General features: G+C 74.9%; 16 protein-coding genes and 3 pseudogenes. 4 read left to right on the top strand and 15 right to left on the bottom strand.

Features of this window, described 5'->3' with window-relative positions:
• Positions 1-1,700 (top strand): RICIN domain-containing protein (locus GV126_RS02445; protein ID WP_159662258.1); only part of this gene is annotated, 1,700 nt, incomplete at its 5' end.
• Positions 1,701-1,764: 64 nt separating this feature from the next.
• On the opposite strand, the gene GV126_RS02450 is transcribed toward GV126_RS02445, so the two are convergent.
• Complete coding sequence (locus tag GV126_RS02450) at positions 1,765-2,934, bottom strand: lactate 2-monooxygenase (RefSeq protein WP_159662260.1); 1,170 nt, start codon at positions 2,932-2,934, stop codon at positions 1,765-1,767.
• Between the two features lie 338 nt (positions 2,935-3,272).
• Between GV126_RS02450 and GV126_RS02455 the strand changes: the two genes are divergently transcribed.
• Positions 3,273-3,707 (top strand): protease inhibitor, encoded by a 435-nt coding sequence (locus tag GV126_RS02455; protein ID WP_159662262.1) that lies wholly within the window; start codon positions 3,273-3,275, stop codon positions 3,705-3,707.
• A 141-nt stretch (positions 3,708-3,848) separates the two neighbouring features.
• Here the strand turns inward: GV126_RS02455 and GV126_RS02460 are convergent, their stop codons facing one another.
• The 8 genes from GV126_RS02460 to GV126_RS02495 form a co-directional block, all read right to left on the bottom strand.
• Positions 3,849-4,085, bottom strand: coding sequence for a CDGSH iron-sulfur domain-containing protein (locus tag GV126_RS02460; RefSeq protein ID WP_159662264.1), 237 nt, complete (start codon positions 4,083-4,085; stop codon positions 3,849-3,851).
• Positions 4,066-4,716: a HemK2/MTQ2 family protein methyltransferase gene (locus GV126_RS02465; RefSeq protein ID WP_236569847.1), complete on the bottom strand. Its 651-nt coding sequence runs from the start codon at positions 4,714-4,716 to the stop codon at positions 4,066-4,068. The genes GV126_RS02460 and GV126_RS02465 overlap by 20 nt, the downstream gene beginning before the upstream one ends.
• Positions 4,717-4,770: 54 nt before the next feature.
• Positions 4,771-5,796 (bottom strand): iron-containing redox enzyme family protein, encoded by a 1,026-nt coding sequence (locus GV126_RS02470; RefSeq protein WP_159662266.1) that lies wholly within the window; start codon positions 5,794-5,796, stop codon positions 4,771-4,773.
• A 50-nt stretch (positions 5,797-5,846) separates the two neighbouring features.
• Positions 5,847-6,038, bottom strand: a complete 192-nt coding sequence (locus GV126_RS02475; RefSeq protein ID WP_159662268.1) for a hypothetical protein — start codon at positions 6,036-6,038, stop codon at positions 5,847-5,849.
• Positions 6,039-6,170: 132 nt separating this feature from the next.
• A complete protein-coding gene (locus GV126_RS02480) occupies positions 6,171-8,987 on the bottom strand; it encodes an NHLP bacteriocin export ABC transporter permease/ATPase subunit (protein ID WP_159662270.1) in 2,817 nt (938 codons plus the stop codon).
• A 1-nt stretch (position 8,988) separates the two neighbouring features.
• Positions 8,989-11,223, bottom strand: a complete 2,235-nt coding sequence (locus tag GV126_RS02485) for an NHLP family bacteriocin export ABC transporter peptidase/permease/ATPase subunit (RefSeq protein ID WP_159662272.1) — start codon at positions 11,221-11,223, stop codon at positions 8,989-8,991.
• 46 nt (positions 11,224-11,269) lie between these two features.
• On the bottom strand, positions 11,270-12,076 hold the full coding sequence (locus GV126_RS02490) for an HlyD family efflux transporter periplasmic adaptor subunit (RefSeq protein WP_159662274.1): 807 nt from the start codon (positions 12,074-12,076) through the stop codon (positions 11,270-11,272).
• A 138-nt stretch (positions 12,077-12,214) separates the two neighbouring features.
• On the bottom strand, positions 12,215-12,430 hold the full coding sequence (locus GV126_RS02495; protein WP_159662276.1) for a type A2 lantipeptide: 216 nt from the start codon (positions 12,428-12,430) through the stop codon (positions 12,215-12,217).
• Positions 12,431-13,156: 726 nt separating this feature from the next.
• Here GV126_RS02495 and GV126_RS02500 point away from each other — a divergent pair.
• Positions 13,157-14,341, top strand: a complete 1,185-nt coding sequence (locus tag GV126_RS02500; protein WP_159662278.1) for a S1 family peptidase — start codon at positions 13,157-13,159, stop codon at positions 14,339-14,341.
• Positions 14,342-14,762: 421 nt separating this feature from the next.
• Here the strand turns inward: GV126_RS02500 and GV126_RS02505 are convergent, their stop codons facing one another.
• Positions 14,763-16,919: a SpoIIE family protein phosphatase gene (locus GV126_RS02505; RefSeq protein WP_438947824.1), complete on the bottom strand. Its 2,157-nt coding sequence runs from the start codon at positions 16,917-16,919 to the stop codon at positions 14,763-14,765.
• Between the two features lie 273 nt (positions 16,920-17,192).
• Here GV126_RS02505 and GV126_RS02510 point away from each other — a divergent pair.
• Positions 17,193-19,316, top strand: a pseudogene (locus GV126_RS02510) (SpoIIE family protein phosphatase); the annotation flags it as partial.
• 368 nt (positions 19,317-19,684) lie between these two features.
• Here the strand turns inward: GV126_RS02510 and GV126_RS02515 are convergent.
• The 5 genes and pseudogenes from GV126_RS02515 to GV126_RS02535 all read right to left on the bottom strand — a co-directional run.
• Positions 19,685-20,549: pseudogene (locus GV126_RS02515) on the bottom strand (PrpF domain-containing protein); the annotation flags it as partial.
• Positions 20,546-21,280 carry a 4-carboxy-4-hydroxy-2-oxoadipate aldolase/oxaloacetate decarboxylase gene (locus GV126_RS02520; protein WP_159662280.1) on the bottom strand — a complete coding sequence of 245 codons (735 nt, stop codon included), beginning with the start codon at positions 21,278-21,280 and terminating at the stop codon, positions 20,546-20,548. The pseudogene GV126_RS02515 and the gene GV126_RS02520, both read right to left, overlap by 4 nt.
• Positions 21,277-22,026, bottom strand: coding sequence for a PIG-L deacetylase family protein (locus GV126_RS02525; RefSeq protein WP_159662282.1), 750 nt, complete (start codon positions 22,024-22,026; stop codon positions 21,277-21,279). The genes GV126_RS02520 and GV126_RS02525 overlap by 4 nt, the downstream gene beginning before the upstream one ends.
• Before the next feature lie 86 nt (positions 22,027-22,112).
• Positions 22,113-22,763 (bottom strand): GntR family transcriptional regulator, encoded by a 651-nt coding sequence (locus tag GV126_RS02530; protein WP_159662284.1) that lies wholly within the window; start codon positions 22,761-22,763, stop codon positions 22,113-22,115.
• 137 nt (positions 22,764-22,900) lie between these two features.
• Positions 22,901-23,365 (bottom strand): annotated as a pseudogene (locus GV126_RS02535) (hypothetical protein); the annotation flags it as partial.
• Positions 23,366-23,571 lie beyond the last annotated feature (206 nt).

The raw sequence follows: 23,571 nt of genomic DNA on the forward strand, positions 1-23,571 counted from the left end.
CCCCCCACCCCCCGCGACCTTCCGTCCCGCCGCCCGGCGCGGCACCGGAGGAGTCCGACGAGTCGCTGGCCGCACGGCTCGGCGGCACCACGGACGCCGAGGCCGCCCGCTGCGCCGCCCGGCTGATCACCCGGCACTGGCACCCCGTCCACACCTACGCCACGATCTGTCTCGCCTCCACGGCCGAGATCTCCTCCCTGGTCACCACGGCCGCCTTCCACCAGGTCCTGGACCGCCTCGCCCTCGGCGAGCCGGGCGTGGCCCTGCGCCCCCGGCTGCTGGTCGCCGTGCGGGACACCGTCCGGCAGTGGGCGTCCGACGAGCAGATCGCGGCCGACCTGCCCGAGCTGCGCAAACCCGCCGGCGGCCGCGGCCTGCGGACGGCGGCCCTTCCGGCCCCGGACCACCGCAGGCTCGCCCGGCGCGCCTTCGCCCAGTTGTCGCCCGTGGCCCGCTGCCTGCTGTGGCACACCGAGGTCGAGGCCGAGCCGCCGGCCGTTCCCGCCGGACTGCTCGGCATGGACCTGGACACCGCCCTGCTCGCCCTGGAGCAGGCCCGCGAGCGGTTCCGCGAGGGCTGCGTGCGCGCCCACCGGGATCTCGCGCCCAGCGACGACTGCCGGTTCCACAACCGCCTGCTCGACCTCGTCACCCGGCGCGGCGGCCCCCTGCCGCCGGACATACGCCGGCACCTCGCCGCGTGCCGCTACTGCCGGGACGCCGCCGGTCAACTCCGCTCGGCCGAGCGGGAGGTGGGCACGCTTCTCGCCGAGGCGGTGCTCGGCTGGGGCGCCCGCCGCTACCTGGACTCCCGCCCCGGCCGCGCGCGGCGGGCCACGGGCACGGCCGGCCCGGCCCTCCGGCGCCGCCGCGCCGCCCGGCACGGCGGCCGGCGCAGTGCCCCCGGACTCGGGCCGCTGTCCCGGATCCCGTACTCCCGCGTCCTGTTCTGCCGCTTCCCGTTCTCCCGTGTCCCGCCGCCCGGCCGTCCGGAGCAGGCCGCGCGCACGGCCGCCGGGCTGGTCCTTGCCGGGCTGCTGGCCACCCTGCTCGGCGTCGCCCTGTGGCCGTCCGGCGGCGGGGCCCCCGCCCCCGCCGCCTCCCCCGGCGCCTCGGGCACGCCCGCCACGGTCCCCGGGGCCGGCCGTCCCTCGACGCCCGCCCCGGCGCGGTCCGGCACCCCGGCGCCGCCGCCCGGCCCCGGCCTGGCCCGGCTGCGCAACGTCGCCACCGGCCTGTGCCTGGACATCCGGGGCGAGCCGGGGCCCGGCGCGGACGCCCGGCTCGCGGCCTGCTCGGCGGCGCCGACCCAGCAGTGGACGCTGGAGGCCGACGGACTGCTGCGCAGCAGCGCCGACCCGGGGCTCTGCCTGGACTCGCACGCGGATGCCGGGGTGGTCGTCCTGGGCACCTGCGCGGGCGGGGGCACCCGGCGCGGCCCGGACGTGCGCTACGACCTCACCGTGCGCGGCGAGTTGCTGCCCCGCTGGGACGAACGCCTCGCCCTCACCTTCACCACGGCCGCGCCGGACGCCGCCGTCGTCACCAAGGTCCGCGACCGCTCCACCGCCCAGCAGTGGGCGACCGACGCCGCCTCCCCGGCCCCGCTGTCGATCGCCGGAGCCGGCACGCGGCCGGGCCGGCCGCCCGCCCAGCCGGAGACCCACCGGCCGTCCGGACCGCCGGAGACCCTCACCTGAGCCGCCCGGGCCGGCTCCCGCGCGGGAGGGCGCACGGGGGTCGGCCACGGCACGTCCGCACCGGTCAGGCCGGGTCGGCCACGAGATCGCCGGGGCCCACCGTGGCCGGGGTGGCGTGGCCCGCCAGCGCCAGGGTCAGGTCGAACTCCGCGAGCAGGCAGCGGATCACGTGCTCGACGCCCGCCTGGCCGTCCAGGCCCAGACCGTAGGCGTACGGCCGGCCCAGCAGCACCGCCCGCGCGCCCAGGGCGAGCGCCTTGAACACGTCGTCTCCGGTGCGCACCCCGCTGTCGAACAGGACGGTCAGCCGGTCGCCGACCGCCTCCACGACCCCCGGCAGCGCGTCGGCGGCGGCGACGGCCCCGGCCACCTGCCGGCCACCGTGGTTGGAGACCACCACGCCGTCCATCCCCGCCTCGGCGGCCAGACGCGCGTCGTCCGGGTGCAGCACGCCCTTCAGGACGATCGGGCCGTCCCAGTGCTCCCGCAGGAACGCCAGGTCCGGCCAGGTCTTGCCGGGGTCGGCGAACATGCCGACGAAGTGCAGCACCGCCGCGTTCGGGTCCTCGTCCACCGGCTTGGCCAGCCCGGCCCGGAAGGCCGGGTCGGTGAAGTAGTTGGCGGTGCCCACCCCGTGCAGGAACGGCAGATACGCCTGGTCCAGGTCGCGGGGCCGCCAGGCCAGCAGCGGCGTGTCCAGGGTGACCACGAGGACGGTGAACCCCGCCGCCTTCGCCCGCCGCAGGAAACTGCGGGTCACCTCCCGGTCCTTGGCCCAGTACAGCTGGAACCAGCGCTCGGCCTCACCCATGGCCTCGGCGACCTGCTCCATCGGCGTGCTGGAGGCCGACGACAGGATGTACGGCACCCCCTGCGCCGCCGCCGCCCGCGCGGCGGCACACTCCGCGTCCGGATGCAGGATCGACAGCACGCCGACCGGCGCCAGCGCCAGCGGCGCGGGCAGCGCGCGGCCCAGCACCTCGACGGACAGGTCGCGCTCGTGCACGTCCCGCAACATGCGCGGGACGATCCTGCGGCGCTCCAGCGCCGCCCGGTTGGCGCGCGCCGTGCTGCCGTTGCCCGCGCTGCCCGCCACATAGCCCACCGGACCGGGGCCGAGCCGCTGCTCGGTCAGCTCCTCCAGCCGGGACAGGTCCGTGGGCAGCCGGGGCACCGCACCCGTCGTCCCGTTCAGGTAGATCTCGTACTGGAAGTCCGCCCAGTGCCGTCCCATGCAGGTCCCTCCCGCCGCTCACCGGTCGTGTGCTGCCCCGACCATACTGGTGAGTACGGACGCCTCGGCCCGCGGGGACGCGGAATGTTTCAGGCCGATTGCCGAGCGGTGGAAAACGAGCCATCCGGCCGGATCCGGTGATCCGCGGGCCCGTGGTTGCGCGGCGGGAACGTTCGAATTCCGTGACTTCGCGCCACTGATTCAATACGCAAGGTTACTGAAAGCAGTGGGTCCGATGTGAGTTTCCGCGGCGGAGTCGGCAGACTCCCGCTCGCCGCCCGGCACCGACCGTGCCGGGGCCGGCGCTCTCTCATCGAACCTGCGGAAGGAAGCACACGATGCGGACCACCGCGCGCTGGACAGCGACCCTCGGCCTGACGGCCACCGCCGTCTGCGGACCCCTCACCGGATCCGCCCTCGCCGCTCCCTCGGTCGCACCCGCCTCCCTGTACGCGCCCTCGGCCCTGGTGCTCACCGTCGGCCACGGCGACCGGGCGGCCACCACCACCCCGGAGCGTGCCGTCACCCTGACCTGCGCCCCGGCGGCCTCCGGCACCCATCCGGCCGCGGCCGAGGCGTGCGCGCGGCTGCGCGCCGCCGACGGCGACTTCGCGGCCCTGTCGGCACCGGACGACGTGCTGTGCACCAAGGAGTACCGCCCCGTGGTGGTGACCGCCGAGGGCGTCTGGCAGGGCAAGCGCGTCTCCTACGAGCGCACCTTCGCCAACGAGTGCGTGAAGAACGCGTCCGCGACGAGCGTCTTCGCGTTCTGACAGACCGGGATCGCGCGGTTCCCGCGCGCCACGGCACCGGTCCCGCAGCTGGGGAGTGCGGGGCCCGGCACGGGAACGGCGGCGATCCCGCACCAGGGGCCGGCGGGCGGAGTGGGGCCGCCCGCCGGCCCCTGCATCAGCTCAGGACGGAGGGTCCTGGACCCGTCGGCGGTGGCTGGTGTCGCACCACGGGTAGCGCCGGCTGCGACGGCAGGTGCACAGCGCCACGCGGAACCGGTCGGAGCGGACCGTGGTGCCGTCCTCGAGCTCCACCTCGACCGGCCCGTCGACGAGGATCGGGCCGAGGCGCTGCACCCGCACCCGGCGGGGTGCGTCGGGACGGGCGCTGCCCGGCGGGTCACAGGGGGCGTTCGGCACGGATGACCACCAGCTCTTCCTTGTCGTCGGTAGGGGCCAGCAGCCCCCGCTCGCGCAGCCACTCCTGCCGGGCGCGCAGCACGGGCCCGAAGCCGATCCACCGGCGCCGCACCACGGCGGCCTTCAGGCCGGCCTCGCGCAGCAGGTCCAGGGTGCGGTCGGGGCCGCTGAGCACGGAATGCACCACGAGCAGCACACCGCCGGGGCGCAGCAGCGCGGGCGCCTGCAGGCAGATCCGGTCCAGCACGTGGCGCCCGTCGCATCCGGCGTCCCACGCGCGGGACCTGCCGTGTGCGGAGCCGGTGCCGGGCGCGGGAACGTACGGCGGGTTGGCCAGGATCAGGTCGAACGACCGCCCGCGCACCGGATCGAAGAGGTTTCCCCGCACGGCGCGCACGGCGGCCCGCTTGCGCCAGGCGTTGAGGCGGGTGGTCCACACCGCCCGCCAGGACACGTCCACGGCGGTCACCTCGGCACCGCGCCGCGCGGCGGCCAGTGCCAGTGCGCCGCTGCCGGTGCCCACGTCGAGCACCTGCGCGCCCGCCCGGACCGGCTCGCCCGCCAGCACCTGGGCCAGCAGTGCGGTGTCGTCCTGCGGGGCGTACACACCCGGAAGCAGCAGTTCACTCACATCCCGCAGGTACCCCCGATCCCGCGAGATATGGGGTGGGGCGAGGCGCGGTGCTCAGGGCACCGGGGCCGGCGCGGTCTCGCGCGCCGCGAGCGGGGCACGCAGCGAGGAGCGGCCGGCGCGCCAGGCGTCCAGCAGCCGCTCGCCGAGACGGTCCTCCAGGTGCCCCGTGGCGTCGATGCCGAAGGCCACGTCCGCCGCCAGGTCCGGCTCCTCCTCCAGCAGCCCGGCGATCACCTCGTGGCGCACCACCTGCTCGTGCACCGCGTCGGCCTCGACGTGCTCGTCGTAGAAGAACTCGGCGGCCGCACCCGCCCCGGTGCGCCGCATCGCCTCGGCCAGCCGCCGCGACCCGGGCGAGGAGGTGATCTCCACGGCGGCGAAGTGGCCCACCAGCGCCCCGCGCAACGCCCGGTGCAGGCCGAACAGCGACATCATGTTCACCACGGCCAGGGCCTCGGGGCAGGCAGCGTCCAGGTAGCGGCCGTAGGAGGTGTCCAGGCCCAGGTCGTTCATCAGGTCGGCGAACAGCCGGGCGTGGACGCGCTCGCCCCGGCCGCCGCCGAACTCGTCGAACTCCACCGCCGCCATCGCCGCCTTGGCCCGGCCCCACAGCCGGGGCAGCACCCAGGCGTGCGGGTCGGCCTCCTTCAGGTGGTACAGGGAGCGCTGGGCGGCGTACTCGCGCAGGTGCCACAGCTCGCCCTGGTCCCGCAGCCAGTGCGACACACCCGTGCCGTGCACCGGCTCCACCAGCAGCGCGCCGAGCGCGTCGTCGAGACTGTCGTGGACGGGTGTGTCGGCGCGCAGCGCGGCCAGGAAGCGCCGCTCCAGCGCGGCCCTGACCCGCAGCAGGTCCGGGTCCCACTCGCGTGCGGCGGGCACTCCGGAAAAGCCGCGGTAGTGCAGCTCGTAGCACACGTACAGGGCGAGCTGCAGGTCGTCGCCGTACGGCGGGGCGTCGGCGGCGTCCTCGGCGGCGGGCAGCGGGCCGGTGCCGCGCAGATACGCCGTGACGGCGGCGGACAGCGGCCCGCGGGCGGACGGCAGTGCGGGTCCTCGGCGGTCGTCGTCGGTCATGGCGTGCGGGTACCCGCACGCCCGCCGGCCATCCTCGGTGATCCGCGGGCTCAGTCGTCCCGGGCGTCCTCCTCGGCGTCCCGCTGGGCGCCGGGGTTCGGCGTGATCGCCTCGGCGGCCTCGCCGCGGTGGCGCCGCTCCCGGGCGTCGGCGACGTCGGTCTCGGCCTTCTCGATCTCGTGCAGCACCTCGCCGGCCGCCGTGTCCGGGCGGCCCTTCCGCTTGCCGTCGTTCTCGGTCACGTGCCTCACCTCGTTCTCCTGCGCCTGTCTCGTCCCAGCGGTCCGCACCGGCCGGCGCGGACCGGCGCGCACGGGCCCGTGGGTACCCGGCGGCGCGCCGATCACGCCTCCCGCCGGGTCCGTGGCCCGCGCTCAGGTCAGCTGACGCCGCACCAGCTCGTGCAGCCGGCCGCCGGTGTCCGCCAGGAGGTCGGCGGGCGCGCCCTGCTGGGTGATCCGCCCCTCCTCCATCACGATCACCCGGTCGGCGTCCAGCACCGTCGACAGGCGGTGCGCGATGACGATCCGCGTGGCGTTGAGCTTGCGGGTGCTGTCGATGACCGTGCGCTGGGTGTCGTTGTCCAGGGCGCTGGTCGCCTCGTCGAAGAACAGGATCCGCGGCCGCCGCACCAGCGCTTGGGCGATCATCAGGCGCTGCCGCTGGCCGCCGGAGATCGCCGAGCCGCCGGAGACGATGGTGTGCAGGCCCATCGGCATGCGCTTGATGTCCTCCGCCAGCCCCGCCATCTCCGCCGCCGCCATGGCCTCCTCCGGGGAGCACGGCTCAGTGCCGCGGATGACGTCCAGGATGGAGCCGGTGAACGGCTGGGCGTGCTGCAGCACCACCCCGCACTGCCGGCGCCCCGCCGACTGGTCGAGGGCCGCCAGGTCCTGGCCGTCGTAGAGCACGCTCCCGGACAGCGGCCGGTCGAAGCCGATCAGCAGGCGCAGCAGTGTGGACTTGCCGCAGCCGCTCGGGCCGACGATCGCCACGAACTCGCCCGGGCGCACCTGGAACGACACGTCGTCCAGGACCAGCGGCCCGTCGTCGGCGTACCGGAACGACAGCCGGCGCGCCTCGATCGCGCCCGACAGCGGACCGGGCCGGGTGCTGCCCGTGCGCACCTCCGGCGCGGCGTCCAGCACCGGCCGGATCTCCTCGAACAGCGGCAGCGCCGCCACCGCCGAGACGAACGCGCCGGTCAGCTGCGTCACCGAGGTCAGCAGCATCGTCACCGAGGTGTTGAACGTCAGGAAGGCCGCCGCCGACATCGAGCCGCGCGCCGGACCGGCCAGCAGCATGAACATCACCAGCGTGCACACCGGCAGGTACACCGCGCCCAGCACCGAGGTGAGGTTCTTGATCCGGCCCACCTTCTGCTGCAGCTCGCGGCTGCGCGCGAACTGCTCGGCCCAGGCCGCGTACGCGTAGTTCTCCGCGGCCGCCACCCGCAGTTTGGGCAGCCCGCGCAGGGTCTGGAAGGCCTGGTTGTTCAGCTTGTTGGTGAGCACCACCAGACGGCGCTGCCACCGCACCTGCCACAGCCCGAGCCCCAGGAACACCGTCGCGATCACCACCAGCATGCCGATCGCCGCCAGCGCCATCGAGGCGCTGTACCAGAACAGCAGCACCAGGTTCATCGTCCCCACGGTCACCGACTGGGCGACGACCGGGCCGACCCCCGCCAGCAGCCTGCGGATCGCGCTGATGCCCATGGCGGCGCTGGCCAGCTCGCCGGTGGAGCGCCGGGTGAAGAACGTCGTCGGCAGCCGCAGCAGCCGGTCCCACACGGCCGGTTGCAGCGTCGCCTCGATCCGGCCCTCCAGGCGCAGCACGGTCAGGTTCTCCAGCAGCATGAAGGCCGCCGCGACCACGCCGCTGACCATCACCGCCAGACACACCTGCGTGATCGGCCCCGTCTGCGCCTTGGGCACGTACTGGCCGAGCACCTTGCCCGTCGCGATCGGCACCAGCGCCCCGATCGCCACCGTCACCAGCCCCGCGACCAGCAGGTTCACCAGGTCCCTCGTGCTGCCGCGCAGGCTGAAGCGGAGCAGGCCGAGCCGGCCGAGGGGGCGGTCGGGCAGCGGACGGTAGAACATCACCGCCCGGTCCTCGAACTCCTCGGCGTTCGCCTTCTCCACCGGTGTCTCGCGTCCGGTGGCCGGGTGCACGGCGACGTAGCCGCCGCGCCGCCACAGCAGGGCCACCGGCGCCCCCGACAGGGCCCGCCGGCCCACCATCGGGCCCGTGTTCTCCCGCCACCAGCGCCCCCGCAGGCGTACGGCCCGGGTGCGCACCCGGGAGGCCAGCGCGATCCGCTCCACCGCGTCGAGCCGGTCGCTCTCGGTGCCGGTCTGCGGCGGCGCCGCCAGGGTGATCCCGGCCGCGCGGGCGACCAGCTCGCAGGCCGCGTACGTGGCGTCGGCGTCGGCGGCCGTGGCGCGCCGGGCCGAGGAACGCCCGATGGAGGCCAGCAGGGTCCGGTCGGCCTGCGCGCGGACCGCCTCGCCGGCCTTGATGCCGGCCGCCGCCCGGGTCTCGTGGGTGCGCTCCAGCTCCTCGATCCACCGGTCCAGCGCGGTCAGCAGCCGGTACTGCTGGTCGACCATGCCCTGCCAGACCGCCGGGTCCATCAGCAGGTCACCGGCCGCCTCGGCGCCGTACAGCGCCCCGTACTGCACGCTGCCCGGGGGCACCTGCATCCAGAACACGTCGTCGTCGGTGGGCGGGGTGCTGCGGTCCTCGGCCGTGGGCGCCTGGAAGAGCACGGACATGCTGCGGCCCACCCCGAGCGCCAGGGCGTGCTCCAGCGGGCTCGTCGCGGGCGGCACGTACTGCGGGTTGCCGAACTCGTCGTAGGACCAGGTCTGGGTGGTCGCCGGCTGGTACAGCTCGCGCAGCCCGATGCGGTGCACCACGCAGTCGCGCAGCGGACGCGCCACCAGCGTGTGCCGGGGGCCGGCGACCGGCCCGAGCAGCAGCGAGCCGGCCTGCAACCGGCCCAGGTGGTGCCAGTGGCCCTGCTCGGCCGCGTCCACCGCGAACAGGTCCACCGCGCCCGCCGCGACCAGCCACAGCACCTGCGGACCCTCCAGGTCGAGCCGGTTCAGGCCCGCGCAGTCCACCGGGGTGCCCACCGACGCCAGCGCGGTCAGGACCAGGTCGCCGTCTTCCACGGTCGTCATCTCACCGCTCCCTGACCAGCGCCGCGTACGCACCGCCGCGCGCGAGCAGCTCCTCGTGCCGGCCGCGCTCGACGACCGTGCCGTGCTGCAGCACCACGATCTCGTCGCTGTCGCGCACGGTGGACAGCCGGTGCGCGATCACCACGCACGCGCAGCCGCGCCGCCGCAGGTTGTCCATGACGACCTGCTCCGTCTCGGCGTCCAGGGCGCTGGTCACCTCGTCCAGCACGAGCACGCTCGGCCGGCGCACCAGGGCGCGGGCGATCTCCAGGCGCTGGCGCTGCCCGCCGGAGAAGTTCCGGCCGTCCTGCTCGACCCGGCTGTGGATGCCGCCGGGGCGGCGCATCACCACGTCGTACAGGGCGGCATCGCGCAACGCCTCCACCACCGCGTCGTCCGGGATCGAGGGATCCCACAGCGCCACGTTGTCGCGGACCGTGCCCTCGAACAGGAACACCTCCTGGTCGACGAACGACACGGAGGCGGCCAGCGCGCCCCGGGGGATGTCCTCCAGCCGCTGCCCGTCGATGCGGATCACACCCTCCCAGGGGGTGTAGAGCCCGGAGATGAGCCGCGACACCGTCGACTTGCCGCTGCCCGAGCCACCCACCAGCGCCACCTGCTGTCCCGGACCCACCGTCAGGTCGAACCCGGTCAGCAGCGGCTTGTCCAGCGGGCTGTAGCCGAAGCTGATGTTCTCCAGCTCGACGTGACCGCGCAGGCGCCGCGTGGAGTCGCCGGCGCCGGGCCGCGCGTAGAGCGGGTCGGTGCGGAAGCTCTCCACGTCCTTGAGCCGGGCCACGTCCGCCGCGAAGTCCTGGATACGGCCCGCGACGCCGTTGAGCCGGGTCAGCGGCGCGGTGAACCGGGCCACCAGCGACTGGAAGGCCACCAGCAGACCCACCGAGATGTGCCCCTCGACCGCGCGCATCCCGCCGATCCACAGGATCAGCGCGCTGTTGAACGTGGCCAGCGTCGGCGCCACCACCCCCAGCCAGGCGCCCGGCACCCCGAGCCGCTGCTGCTCCTCCAGGGTGGTGGCGTGCTGCCCGGCCCAGGTGCGGAAGTAGCCGTCCTCGCCGCCGGTCGCCTTCATCGTCTCGATCAGCTGCAGCCCGGTGTAGGCGGTGTTGGTCAGCCGCGCGGTGTCCGCGCGCAGCTTCGCCGTCCGCGTCGCCCGCAGCCGCACCACCACCCGCATCGCCACCACGTTGAGCAGCGCGACGCCGATCCCGACGAACGTGAGCTGCGGATCGTAGGTGTACAGCAGCACCGCGTACAGCACCACGACCACCGCGTCCACGCCGGCCGCCGCCACGTCGCGGGCCAGCGTCTCGGCCACCTGGTCGTTGGACTGCAGCCGCTGCACCAGGTCGGCCGGACTGCGCTGGGCGAAGAACGTCACCGGAAGCCGCAGCAGATGCCGCAGGAAGCGGGCGCCGCCCAGCGTGGAGGACACGATGCGGCCGTGCAGCAGGTTGGCCTGCTGCAGCCAGGTCAGCACGATCGTCAGCAGCACACACGCGCCCATGGACGCGAACAGCACACCCAGCAGCGAGGTCTGCCCGCCGATGAGATACGTGTCGATGTAGGTGCGGCTCAGCGCCGGTACGGCCGCGCCGACCGCCACCAGCAGCAGGCTCGCCAGCACCGCGGCGGGCAGCGCGCCCGCGGTGCCGCGCAGCCGGGCCGGCAGCGCGCCCAGGCTGCCCGGCCGGCGCCCGCCCCGGATGAAGTCCTCGCCCGGCTCCAGCACCAGCACCACACCGGTGAAGGAGGTGTCGAACTCCTCCATGGGCACGAAACGGCGGCCCTTGCCCGGGTCGTTGACGTACACCCCGCGCCGGCCCAGGCGCCGGCCCATCCCGTCGTAGACGACGTAGTGGTTGAACTCCCAGAACAGGATGGCCGGCGCCTGCACCTCGGCGAGGGCGGCGGTGTCCATCTGCATGCCCTTGGCGGTCAGCCCGTAACCGCGGGCCGCCTTCAGCAGGTTGCTGGCCCGTGAGCCGTCCCGGGAGACACCGCAGGCGATGCGCAGCTCCTCCAGCGGAACGTGCCGGCCGTAGTGGCCGAGCACCATGGCCAGCGAGGCGGCGCCGCACTCCACGGCCTCCATCTGCAGCACCGTGGGCGTGCGTACGGTCCGGCGCCCCTTGGGGGCCCGTGCCGGACGTGCCGGGCGCCGGGGCGGGGCGGCGCGACGGCGGCCGCGGGTGTCCTGGGTGGTGGTCATGCGCGGGTGTCCTGCTCGGTGGTCATACGCGGCTCCTGCGCGGTGGTCATGGCAGCAGCCAATCGACGGGGTGCTGGTCGGCCAGGCGGATCGAGGCCGTGGCCGGGGTCATGGAGTCCAGCCGGAACGGCGGGCCGTGTGCCGTCGACCAGTGGTAGCCGCTCTTCGTCGCCCGGGAGGTGTCCAGCCGCACCAGGACGGCGACCGGGCGCCCGTCCTTGGTGAACTGCTCGCCCAGCTGGCTGTCCCCGAGGTAGGCGGCGATCTGCTGGGCCGACTGCGCGGTCCGGTCCACCGACTTCACATGGCCGCGCAGCACGCCGTAGCGCTCCGCCGGCACGGAGGAGACGGTCAGGTCCACGGCGGCGCCCGCCGGGATGCCGGCGGCCTTCTGGGCCGGGACGTACACGGTCGCGTACAGCGGGTCGGAGGTGTGGGCGACCTTCTCCACGGCGGCCACGTTCGCGCCGGTGGAGATGATCTGCCCGATGGTGGCGGCGAGCGCGGTGATCCGGCCCGCGGCGACGGTCCGGACGACCGAATCGCCCTGGCCGGTGCGCACTTTGATGACGGGCGCGTTCGCGGGCAGCAGCTGACCCTGCTCGGCGAGGACCGCGGTGACCTGGCCGGCGACCGGGCTCTGCAGGACGTAACTGCCCTGCCCGTGGGTCAGGACGGCCTGAGCGGTGACGGTGGAGGCCACCGACCCGGTCACGGCCCACACGCACGCGGCGGCCACCGCGACGAGGGTGACACACAGCACCAGCCAGCCCTGCGGGCGGGCGAGCCGGACCGGAAGGTCCAGCTCCTCGGGGGAGTTGAGCTTGGCGAGGGCCTGCTGGCGGAACTGCAACGGAACTTCCCTCACCTGCGAAAGAACTGTTTCAGGACGGCGGAGCCGACCCCGGCACGTCGGGGTCGCATCCGCTTCAGGGCATCCGGAAGTCCCGGAGCCGGCGTACGGCTCCGGGACTCACGGGGAGCGATGCGCTCAGAGACCGGCGACCAGGTTGGTGACCGGGGCGGTGTTCAGGCCGGTCACACCCTCGACGGTGTTGACGACGCCGTTGACCAGGCCGGTCACCGGGGCGATGCCGTCCACCAGGCCGGTGACGGTGCCCAGAGCGTTCACGGACAGGCCGCCGGAGACGTTGTCGAGCTCGGCGTCGGAGATCTCGACGGTCTCAACCTGGGGGGTGGAGTTCATGATGGAACTTCCCTTCCTATGGGGATTTCAAAAGGGGGGGTACGGCCCTTGCCGAACCGGCGGGAGAGCCGCGGCCGCGGGTTCCTGACGCCGGTCGCCCGAGCGTTTGTGGTCCCGCGGTGCGATGGATGAAAGCACGCCGCAGCCCGCGGCTTCCACTCAACCAGGCCCCTCACCAGGCAACTTGTCCATGAACGGGCTCCGTCCGTGCACACCTGGGCACGAGTTGTCGGTCACTTCTTCACATGCCGCACGGCATGTACGCGTCCACTGCCTTGCCGACGCGGTGGCGAACCGGGCACTTAGCGCCAATGGCGCGTTGGTGACCGCGCGGTTGTGCAGATCCGCGGTGGGCGGTGAGCCCGTTGGGTGGTCGCTGTGCAGATTCGCTGAAGCCGGGATTCCGCTCTGTGTCCGCGGCGGTTCGTCGACGCACCGTCGCCGCGTGCTCGCTGAGCGTGTCCATGGAGTCCCTGTGGCCACGCGGTGATGCGACGCCCGGAGGTGAACACACCGGGCGCGCCGTGCGTACCAACGGCCGTCCGGACGCCCGCACTACGCCGCCTGACGGTGGCACAGGTCCACGTCATCCGCCGCCCGACGGCGGCACAGGTTGTCGTCATCGGCCGCCTGACGGCGGCACAGGTTGTCGTCATCGGTCGCCTGACGGCGGCACAGGTCTTCGTCCCCGGACCCGGGAGGTCGAGAAGGTTGAGTCACCAGCGCGTGGTGAAGCGCAAGGCCGCGATCGCGGCGGGCAGCGTGGTCGCACTGGGCGCGGCGGTGCTGCTGCTGCCGCACGCCGACGCCGCGCAGAGCGGCACCGCGGACACCGCCACCCCGAGGACCCTGCGCGCGGCGGACGCCCCCGGCCTCGCCGCGCGGCTCGCCGACGCCCTGGGCGAGGACTTCGCGGGCTCCTACTACGACGCCGCCACCCGGCGCCTGGTCGTCGACGTGGTGCGCGGGGCCGACGCCCGGACCGCGGCCCGGGTGCGACAGGCGGGCGCGACCGTCCGCGAGGTCGGCAACAGCGCCGCCGACCTGCGGTCGGCCGCGCGCACCCTGCGGGCCGAGGCGAGCGTCCCCGGCACCTCCTGGGCCGTCGACCCGCGCAGCAACAAGGTGGTGGTCACCGCCGACCGCACCGTCACCGGCGCCCGCTGGGACCGGCTGGCGTCCACCGTGCGGCACCTCGGCCCGGGCACGGCCACCCTGAAGCGGTCCGCCGGCACCTTCCGGGTCTTCGCCGCGGGCGGCGACGCCGTCTTCGCGCGCGCCCGGGACGGCGGCGTGCGCTGCTCTCTCGGCTTCAACGTCACCGCGAGCGACGGCAGCCCCGCCTTCCTGACCGCCGGGCACTGCGGTGTCGCCGCCCGCCGGTGGTCCGACGCGCCGAACGGGCAGCCGGTCGCCACGGTGGACCGGGCCACCTTCCCCGGCAACGACTTCTCCCTGGTGAAGTACGACGACCCCGCCGCGCAGGCACCCAGCGAGGTCGCCGTCGGGAGCGGACGGACGGTACCGATCACGCGGGCCGCCGACGCCACCGTCGGCGCGCGGGTCTTCCGCATGGGCAGCACCACCGGGCTGCACGACGGCACCGTCACCGGCCTGGACGCCACGGTCAACTTCCAGAGCGAGACGGACCCCGGCGGCGTCGACACCGTCACCGGGCTGATCCGGACGGACGTCTGCGCCGAGCCCGGTGACAGCGGCGGCCCCCTGTTCACCGCGGACGGCGGCGCGGTCGGCCTCACCTCCGGCGGCAGCGGCGACTGCGCCCAGGGCGGCGAGACCTTCTTCCAGCCGGTACCGGCGGCCCTGCGGGCCACGGGCGCGACCCTCGGTACAGGTGAGTGGAGCAGCGGGGATGACCGGGCGGAGGGCGCTCGGGGCTGGTGGCGGTGACGAATGAGGGCGGTGACGAGCGAGGGGCGGTGACGAGCGAGGGGCGGTGACCGGGCCGGCGGCGAGGGGCCGTGACGCAGGCCGGGGCGCGGGTCCGTGACCCCAGATCCGGCGGCCGGGGCGCGTGCTCCAGACCCACCGGCGCCGGGTCCGCGACCCAGGCCGGCGGTCCGTCGCGCGTCGGTACGGCTCCGTGCGCCGGGCGCACCGGGCGTCCGCAGCGCAGGACCTGACCGGCTGTCGGCCGGCGCGGGGACGCCCCTGGTCCCAGCGCCACGCTCACCCTCACCTCCAGCCCCCGACCGGCGTCACCCGCGGTTCCCGCCGGTCGGTGGGGCGGTCCGGCCCTCCTGCGGGAGGGCCGGACCGGTCCGTTTCCCCCGGCTTGCTCCGGCTTTCCCGGGCGGGGACGCCGGCCGCGTCAGTCGCCGCTCGCGCGCAGCAGCAGCACCGCCACGTCGTCGATCCGCTCCCGCGCGGCCACGCTGTTGCCCACCAGCAGGTCGGCCAGCCGGGGCAGCGGCAGGTCACGGGCGCGGCCGAGCTGCTGCCCCAGCTCGGCGAGCGCGTTCTCGATGTCCACGCCGGGCGACTCGACGAGCCCGTCGGTGTACAGGACCAGCACCGAGCCGGGGGCCAGGTCGACGTGGGCGGTCGGATACGTGGCCGCCGGGTCGATGCCCAGCAGCGGGCCCCCGGCCAGGTCGAGCACCCGTACCCGCCCGTCCGGCCTGCGCAGCAGCGGCGGCGGATGCCCCGCCCGGGACATCACGGCACACCCGCCGGCCGCATCGAGCCGCAGGTACAGGCAGCTGGCGAACAGTTCGACGTCCAGGTCCAGCAGCAGGCCGTTGGTGCTGCGCATGACCTCCTGCGGCTCCTGGCCGACCGCCGTGTAGGCGCGGATGGCCGTGCGCACCTGCCCCATCAGCCCGGCGGCGGTGACGTTGTGCCCCTGGACGTCGCCGATCACGGCGGTCGGCGTGGGCCGGGGCGGCACCAGGTCGTAGAAGTCGCCGCCGGTGTCCATGCCCTGGGGGGCCGGCAGATAGCGTGCCGCCGCCTCCAGGCCCGGCAGCCGCGGCAGCGACCGGGGCAGCAGCGCCTGCTGCAGTCCGTGCGCCAGCCGGTGCTTGGCGTCGTAGAGCCGGGGCCGCTCCAGCGCCTGCGCGATCAGCCCGCCCAGACTCGTCAGGACGGCCCGCTCGTCCGCGGCGAAGGGGTGCGGCTGCCGGTAGGCGAGCACACAGGTGCCCACCGGGCGCCCGGACGCGATGAGCGGCAGGAACGCCCAGGCCCGGAAGTCCTCCCAGACCGGATGCGTGTGCGGGTAGAGCCGCTCCAGCTCCTGCCGGGAGGAGAAGAAGGCCGGCACTCCGGTGGACAGCACCCGCGCACTGGGCATGGGTGCGGTCAGCGGCGTGCCGTGGAGGTCCTCGACGGCCGCGGCGTCGCGGTAGCCGGAATGTCCGAGCACGTGCAGCCGCCCCGAGTGCGAACCGAGGATCATCAGGGCCTGGCTGCCGACGGCCGGGACGATCTCGTCCGTGACCAGCTGCACCACCTCCCGCACCCCCACCGCCTCGGTCAGCGCCCCGGCCAGGCTCAGCACGTGCGAGATGGTCACCAGGCTCGGTGTGCGCTGCCCGGTGCCGGGGGCGGGCGCGGCGCGGCCCAGCTCCGTGACGGCCCGCGCCCGGCTGATCCGCACACTCAGCCCGGTGGTGTCCGGGTACATCCGGAACGACAGCCAGTCCCCGGGCGGGCGCAGCGCCACGAACGACGTCACCTGCTGGCTGAGCAGCGCGGCCCGGTACCGGTCCTCGTACACCGGGTCGTTCAGCCACGGCACCGACGCCCACAGCCGGGCGCCGAGCAGTTCGGTGACCGGCAGGCCGAGCAGGTCGGCGGCGGCCGTGTTCGCGAAGGAGATCCGGCCGTGCAGGTCGAGCGAGGCCAGCCCGTAGGGCAGGCGCTGCGCCATGCGGGCCGCCTCCACGGAGCCGGGCACGCCGGCCGTACCGCCGGCCGGCGGCGCGGCGAGCAGATCCGGCTCCGGCAGCACCGGCCTGCGCTCGGCCGCGGCCCGCTCCAGGCGCCGGGAGAGCCGGTCGCAGGCCGCGGTCAGCTGCTCGCGCTCCCAGTCCGACAGCACCGGCGGATGCGCGTCGGGCCAGGTCACGAACACCGCGCCGTAGGCGGTCGAGGCCGTCGCCAGCGGCAGCGCGGCCAGCGCGAAGGGATACGGCAGGACCACGGCGACCCGCGGGAAACGGCGGGCCATCTCCTCCTCGCCGCCGACCCAGACCAGTCGCCGCTCCCGCACCGCCTGCGCCACCGGGACCGGTGCGCTCAGCCCGACCCGCTCCCACGGCGCGGCGAACGCCCGGGGCATGCCCGCCATGACCGCCATCTCCAGCACCGGCTGGTCGGGCGCGAGCAGGTAGACCGCGCCCGAGTGCGCGTGGACCTCGTCGAGCATCGCGGCCAGCGCCAGGGACAGCAGCGGGCGGACGACCGGCCGATTCCTGGTCGTCGGTGACGGTCGGGACCTGGGTCCCTCGGACACACCGGTCACCTCCTCCCACCCGCACCGCGGTGCGACGGCCCCGGGAGACCAGGCTCCCTCCTGGCGGTCCGCCGCGCACGGCGAGCACGGCGCGCGCGGCGGCAGGCGCGGGCGGCGCACCGTGAGGGGGCGCACCCGGTGAAGGGGCCCACCGTGAGGGGTGGCGCGGCGCGTGGAGGCGCACGGCGAGGGGGGCGCCGCGTGGGGGCGCACCGTTTGGGAGTGCGCCGGATGCACACGGAACCGTCACAGGGGCTGCGCACGGGGTCGATAGGCGCTGTAATGGCCAACGTGGTCGGTGAGAGCGCTACGGCACGCAGAACGCGGACTTCGCGTGCCGGACTCGCCCTGGCCACGCTCACCGCCGCCCCGGCCGGGCCCGAGCGCCTGCGCCGGATGCTGGAGCAGGCCCTGGTCTTCGCGGGCGCCGCCTTCGTCGGCGTGTACGCCCTCGAACGCAGCGGCGGGACACTGTGCCTGACGGAGTGCGTGGGCGTGCCGAGGACCCTGCTCGGGCTGCGCGACGGCTACCCGCTGACCGGCCGGTCCCCGCTCGCCGACGCCTGCCGCGGCCGGCGCTCGGTGTGGCTGGGACCCGAGGACCTCGCCGACCGCGCCGAGGCCCGGCGGATGCCCGCCACGGACCTCTCGGTGGCCGCGCTGCCGCTGGACGGCGGGGAGAGCGGCTGCCTGCTCGCCGTGACCGAGAGCCCGGGCGGCTTCGGCTCCGAGGACCGGGCCTGCCTGGAACTGATCGCCGAGGCCGTCACCTGCCCCGTGCCCGCCGCGGACGCGCACGGCGAGGAGCTGCCGCCGGACGCGTTCCGCCTCGCCATGGACACCGGCCGCATCGAGGTCGGCGACGCCATCCTGGAGCTGTTCGGCATCGGCCGGGCCGACTTCGACGGCAAGGTCGAGACGCTGCTGTCGCTGACCGTGCCGGAGGACCTGCCGGCGCTGATGTCCGTGGTCGAGGCCGATCACATGTCCATCGGCGAGCGGGAACTGGAGTTCCGCATCCTGCAGCCCGACGGCCCGCCGCGGTGGCTGCGGCTGCGCGGCCGGATGGTGCCCGGCGGCGAGAGCGGCCCGGCCCGCCTGGTCGGCACCGTCGCCGACGCCTCCACGCTGCGCCCCGGCGTCACCGACGTGGCCCGCGTCCAGCGGCTGGCCGCCGCGCTGGCCACCGCGGGCACCGTCCGCGACGTCAGCCAGGCGGTGGTCGCCGCGCTGCGCGAACCGCTGCGGGCCGACCGGATCGCCCTGGCGGAACTGGAGAACGACCGGCTCGTCGTCCTCGTCCTCGACCCGCCCGAACCGGAGTCCTGGCCCGACCTGTGGCGCCTGCAGTGGCGCACCGAGTGGCCGGATGCGCCCGTGCGGACCATGCCCACGCTGGCCGCCGCGCTGCGGGAGGGCCGCCCCCAGATCTGGCCCGCCGGCACCGTCCTGGAACCCGCCCTGGCCGACGTCGGCCCCGGCGGCCTCGCGGTGCTGCCGCTGCCCGCCGGCGGTCGCATGGCCGGGGCCTGCCTGATCGGCTGGGACAGCCCGCACGAGTTCGCCCCCGACGAGCGGGCCCTGCTGACCGCGACGGCCGGCCTGGCCGGGCAGGCCCTGGCGCGCGCCCACGCCTTCGACGCCGAGCACGAACTCGTCGGCATGCTCCAGCGCACCCTGCTGCCGGGCCGGCTGCCGCGGCTGCCCGGCGCCGAGGCCGTCGCCCGCTACCTGCCCGCCACGGCCGGACTGGAGGTCGGCGGCGACTGGTACGACGTCATCCCGCTGCCCGACCAGCACGTCGCCCTCGTCATCGGCGACGTCCAGGGCCACAGCGCGGCGGCCGCCACCCTGATGGGCCAGATGCGCACCGCGCTGCGCGCCTACGCCACCGAGGGCCACCCCCCGGACGTGGTGGTCTCGCACGCCAACCGGCTGCTGCTGGAGATGGAGACCGACCTGTTCGCCACCTGCGCCTACGTCGACGTCGACATCGAGGCCGGCGCCGCCTGGTGCGTGCGCGCCGGGCACCTGCCGCCGGTGCTGCGCCATCCGGACGGCCGGGTGGAGATCGCCGAGGCCGAGGGCGGGCCGCCGCTCGGTGTCCTCGCCGAGGCCGACTTCCCGATGACCCCGCTGCGTTTCCAGCCCGGCACCGTGCTCGCCCTGACCACCGACGGCCTGGTGGAGTCGCCCGACACCGACCTCGACACCGGCCTGGACCGTTTCGCCCGCGGCCTGGCCGCGACCGACCCCGGCCATCTGGGCCTGGTCGCCGACGCCCTGCTCAGCGACGTACGCCGCGCCGACGACATCGCCCTGCTCCTCATGCGCTACGACGGCCTGGCCGTGCGCCCGCTCAGGGAGAGCTGGACGGTGTGGCGGGGGGCCCCGGCGGGGCGCCACCCCCCCCCCCCCCCCCCCCCCCCCCCCCCCCCCCCGGGGGGGGGGGGGGGGGGCCCCCCCGCCCCCCCCCCGCCGCCCCCCCCCGGGCCCCCCCCCCCCCGCGCCCCCCCCCCCCCCCGGGCGCCGCGCCCCCCCCCCCCCCCCCCCCCCCCCCGCCACTACACCGAGACCGACGCCTGCCTGCTCACGGGCAAGGACGGCATCATCGGCGCCCCGGCCGCCGACGTCTGGCAGGGCATGCAGGACGCCTCGCGCGCCACCCACGCCCGGGTCAGCTACAAGGGCGGGGACTCGGGGGGGGGGTGGGAGGCGCGCGCGGAAGGGGGCGGGGGGGGGGGCGGTGCCCCGGGGGACGCGGGCGGCAGCCGGCGGGCCGGCGGCGACGCTCGCCGCGCCGAGCACGCCGATGGACGTGTGGCAGCGCACCGGGATGAAGGTGCGGGTCATCACGGCGCCGCCGCCCGTCGGCGGGGCGAGCAGGGTGAGTTTGGGGACGGTGGCGGACTCGACGTCGCCGAGGCCCATCAGGGGCCCGGCGGCCAGCCGGATCTCGCGCAGCCGGTCGGCGAGGGCCAGGTCCTCCTCCAGGTCCCGGGGACTCTCGTAGCCGGTGACCTTCAGGGACTGCGCCGGGATCAGCACGGTCGGCATGCCGTTGTCCACACATGTCACCTCCACCCCGGTGACGGTGTCGCGCACGTTCCCGGTGGGCAGCAGCGGCCTGCCGGACGCCGGGAACTCGATCAGGACGGGCGCGGCGGTGCCCGGCACCCCGGAGATCTCCGCGTCGCCGGCGTACTCCACGCGCCCCTGCGGGGTGGGGAAGGTGGCGATCGCGTATTCCCCGGTGTTGCGCATGCGGATCCGTACGGAGGTCCGCGCGCCGGTGGGCGGCACGAGCCCGCGCTCCACGGCGAACGGGCCGACCCCGGCGAGGATGTTGCCGCAGTTCTGCCGGTCCGTCACCTCGGCGCGGTCCACGGCCACCTGGAGGAACAGGTAGTCGACGTCCGCCTCGGGGTCGGCGGAGGCGGAGACCACGGCGACCTTGCTGGTGAGCGGGTGTGCGCCGCCCAGCCCGTCGATCTGGCGCGCGTCGGGGCTGCCCATGACGCGCAGCAGCAGCTCGTCCCGCGCGGCCGGGTCCGCGGGCAGGTCCTCGGCCAGGAAGTAGGCGCCCTTGGAGGTGCCGCCGCGCATCAGCATGCAGCGGACCTCCTCGGCTGCGGTCATGACCCGGCTCCGTCCCGGGCGTGGTCCTCGCAGGAGTCCCGGACGTAGTCCTCGTAGGAGGTGTACGTGACGCCCAACCGGTCGAGCTTGTCCCGCAGACCGTAGCGGTCCAGGCCCAGCTGGCCCTGGAGGAACGCGGCCCGGGTGGCGGCCTCCTTGGCCTCGCGGGCCTGGGCGGCCTCGGCGGCCTGACGCGCCTTGCGGCGGGGGACCACGACCACGCCGTCGTCGTCGGCGAGGATGACGTCACCGGGGCGGATCACCTGCCCGCCGATGGCCACCGGCACGTTGACCGAGCCGCCGGTCGCCTTCACGGTGCCCTGCGCGCACACCGCCGCCGACCAGGCGGGGAAACCGAGGTCGCGCAGCTCCTGGGTGTCGCGGATGCCGGCGTCGATGACCAGGCCGCGCACACCCCGCTGCTGGAGCGCGGTGGCGAACAGCTCGCCGAACATGCCGTCCGTGGACGGCGAGGTGGTGGCGACGACCAGCAGGTCGCCCTCGCCGCACTGCTCGACCGCCGCGTGGATCATGAGGTTGTCGCCCGGCCAGGACAGCACGGTGACCGCGGTGCCGGCGACCCGGGTGCCCTGCTGGATCGGGCGCAGGTGTGCCGGGAGCAGCCCGGTGCGGCCCATGGCCTCGTGCACGGTGGCGACACCGAATCCGGCGAGCGCCTCGACGTCCTCGGCGTCGGCCTTCGGCGGGCCCGTGACGATCACGCCGCTCATGCCAGCTCCTTGGTGACCTGCGGGTAGGGACGCATGTAGGCCTCGGCCATGGTCTTGTGCGGCAGACCGAGGTTGGGGCCGGCGTTCCGCTTGAGCTGCACACCTCGGCGCACGGCCAGGTCGGTGTAGTAGTCCCACAGGTGCTGCTGCGCGGCCAGGCATTCCATCGCCTTGCGCTTGGTCTCCCACACCTCGGTGATGTCGAGCAGCACCTCGGGCTTGAAGCCGCTCATCTCCGGCTGGTGCGGCTCGAAGTAGAACACCGGCGGGGCGCCTATGATCTCGCCCGGCCCCGGGTATCCGATGGCCTGCGCGAGCACACGTGCCTGGAGCGCCATGCGGTGGGCGGCCGGGTGGTCGCCGTTGTACGGGTCCTCCACGGGGTGGGTGAGGACGACGTCGGGCTGGGTCTCGCGGTAGACGGCCACGAGCCGATCGGTCAGTTCGGCGGTGGCGACGAGGGGGTAGTCGCCGGCGTCGAAGAAGCGGACCTGCGCGCCGAGGGTGGCGGCTGCCTGCTCCGCCTCCTCGCGGCGGATCGCCTTGATCTCCTCCAGCGTCTTCCCCGCGCGCCAGGCCTTGGCGGACTCGCCGCGCTCGCCGAAGGTCAGGCACGCGATGGTCACCTTCTCCCCGCGCGAGGCGGCCAGCGCGATCGCGCCGCCCGCGCGCCACACGAAGTCCCCGGCGTGTGCGGTGACGACGAGTGTCGATCGTGGGGTGGGGGGCGTGCCGGCGTGGGTCATTGCTGCTCTCTCCTTGTTGGACAGGTGTCCGCCCACCGCCCCGGCGTACGGCGTGCCGGCCGGGCGAGGGCCCGGCCCGGCGGCCGTCAGTCGCGCAACGCGTCGATCACGCTGGTGAGGTGGGCGCGGACGGCCTCCTCGGCCGCCTGCGGGTCCCTGGCCCTGATCGCCTCGATCATCGCCAGGTGCTCCTTCAGGGACTGCTGCGGGCGTCCCGGCCTGAGCGCCAACTGGAAGCGGTGGCGCACCAGTTGGGCGTTGAGCCGCTCCAGCAGCTCCACGGCCGTCCGCTGGCCGGAGAACTCCCGGATCCGGGCGTGCAGTTCGTGGTTCAGCTCCGAGTAGGTGACCGGCTCGCCGTCGGCCACGGCCTTCTGCATCGCCGCGCCCAGGTCGGTGAGTTCGGCCAGCTGCTCGTCGCTCACCGCGACGGCCGCCTTGGCCGCGCACAGCCCTTCGAGGGCCATGCGGCACTCGGTGATGGCGACCGCTTCCTCCACGGACACCACCCGGACCCGCGAACCGCGGTTGCGGATCCGCTCGACCAGGCCCTGTGCCTCCAGATCGATCAGCGCCGCGCGGATGCTGGCCCGCGTCACGCCGAACTGCTCGGCGAGTTCGTTCTCCACCAGCCGCTGGGCCGGCGCCATCTCGCCGTGCAGGATCGCCTGCCGCAGCCGCGTGAGGGCCAGCTGCTTGGCCTGCTCTCCGCTGCTCGGACGGGCTTCGTTCGGCATGTGCCCTCCCTGAATGAGTGCCTGTCGAACGTAAATCTAGCGAAACAAGATTGTCAACAATTTTGTTTGATGGATTGCCCGCAGGTCTCGGGCCGGTGGGAGGGGCAGCACGGGAGGACCCGAGGGTGGCCCGGGGGCTACTTGATGAACGCGTTGGCCACGACGACGATCAGCCCGAACAGCGCGTCCACCGCCCCGGTGGCCAGCGCCACCGGCCAGCGGCGCCGCGCCCAGCGGGCGGAGAGCAGCCCGAGCGTGAACAGCAGCGCGATGTTGAAGGCGAACGCCGGGTACTCCACCCCGGCCGCCGACCACCAGCCCCAGCCCGCCCCCGCGAGGATCACCACGGTGGGCAGCGTGGCCGCGACGAGCGGCCACTCGGCGGCCAGGGCGCGCAGGGCCTGACCGCGCCGGTGCGGGCCGCGCTCGGCGATGTAGTGGGCGTAGCCGTGCGCCAGGGCGGAGGCGAACGCGGTCACCAGCAGCCAGGCGGCGTCGTAGCGGCGGCTCGCCGGCGAGTCGTGCCCGTACTGGGTGAGCGCGGCGACCATCGCGCAGGCGACGACGGCGCCGTAGACGCCGCCGAAGAGGAGGACGGCGCGGGGGGCGGGGGCGGGCCGGTCGGGGGCTGGCCCTTATACACATCTGACGCCGCCGGCGGCCCCCTACCGGTGAGACTTAGGGGTGTGCGGACTCACGTAAAAAAAAACAAAGGAACGATAACCCCGCGCTCCCACACGTCCACGATATGCCAAACAACTTGCACACCCTGACTACCGCACGAAGACACATCAATGACCAGCAGTCC

Source organism: Streptomyces mexicanus, from assembly GCF_902506575.1.
Classification (GTDB): Bacteria; Actinomycetota; Actinomycetes; order Streptomycetales; family Streptomycetaceae; genus Streptomyces; species Streptomyces mexicanus.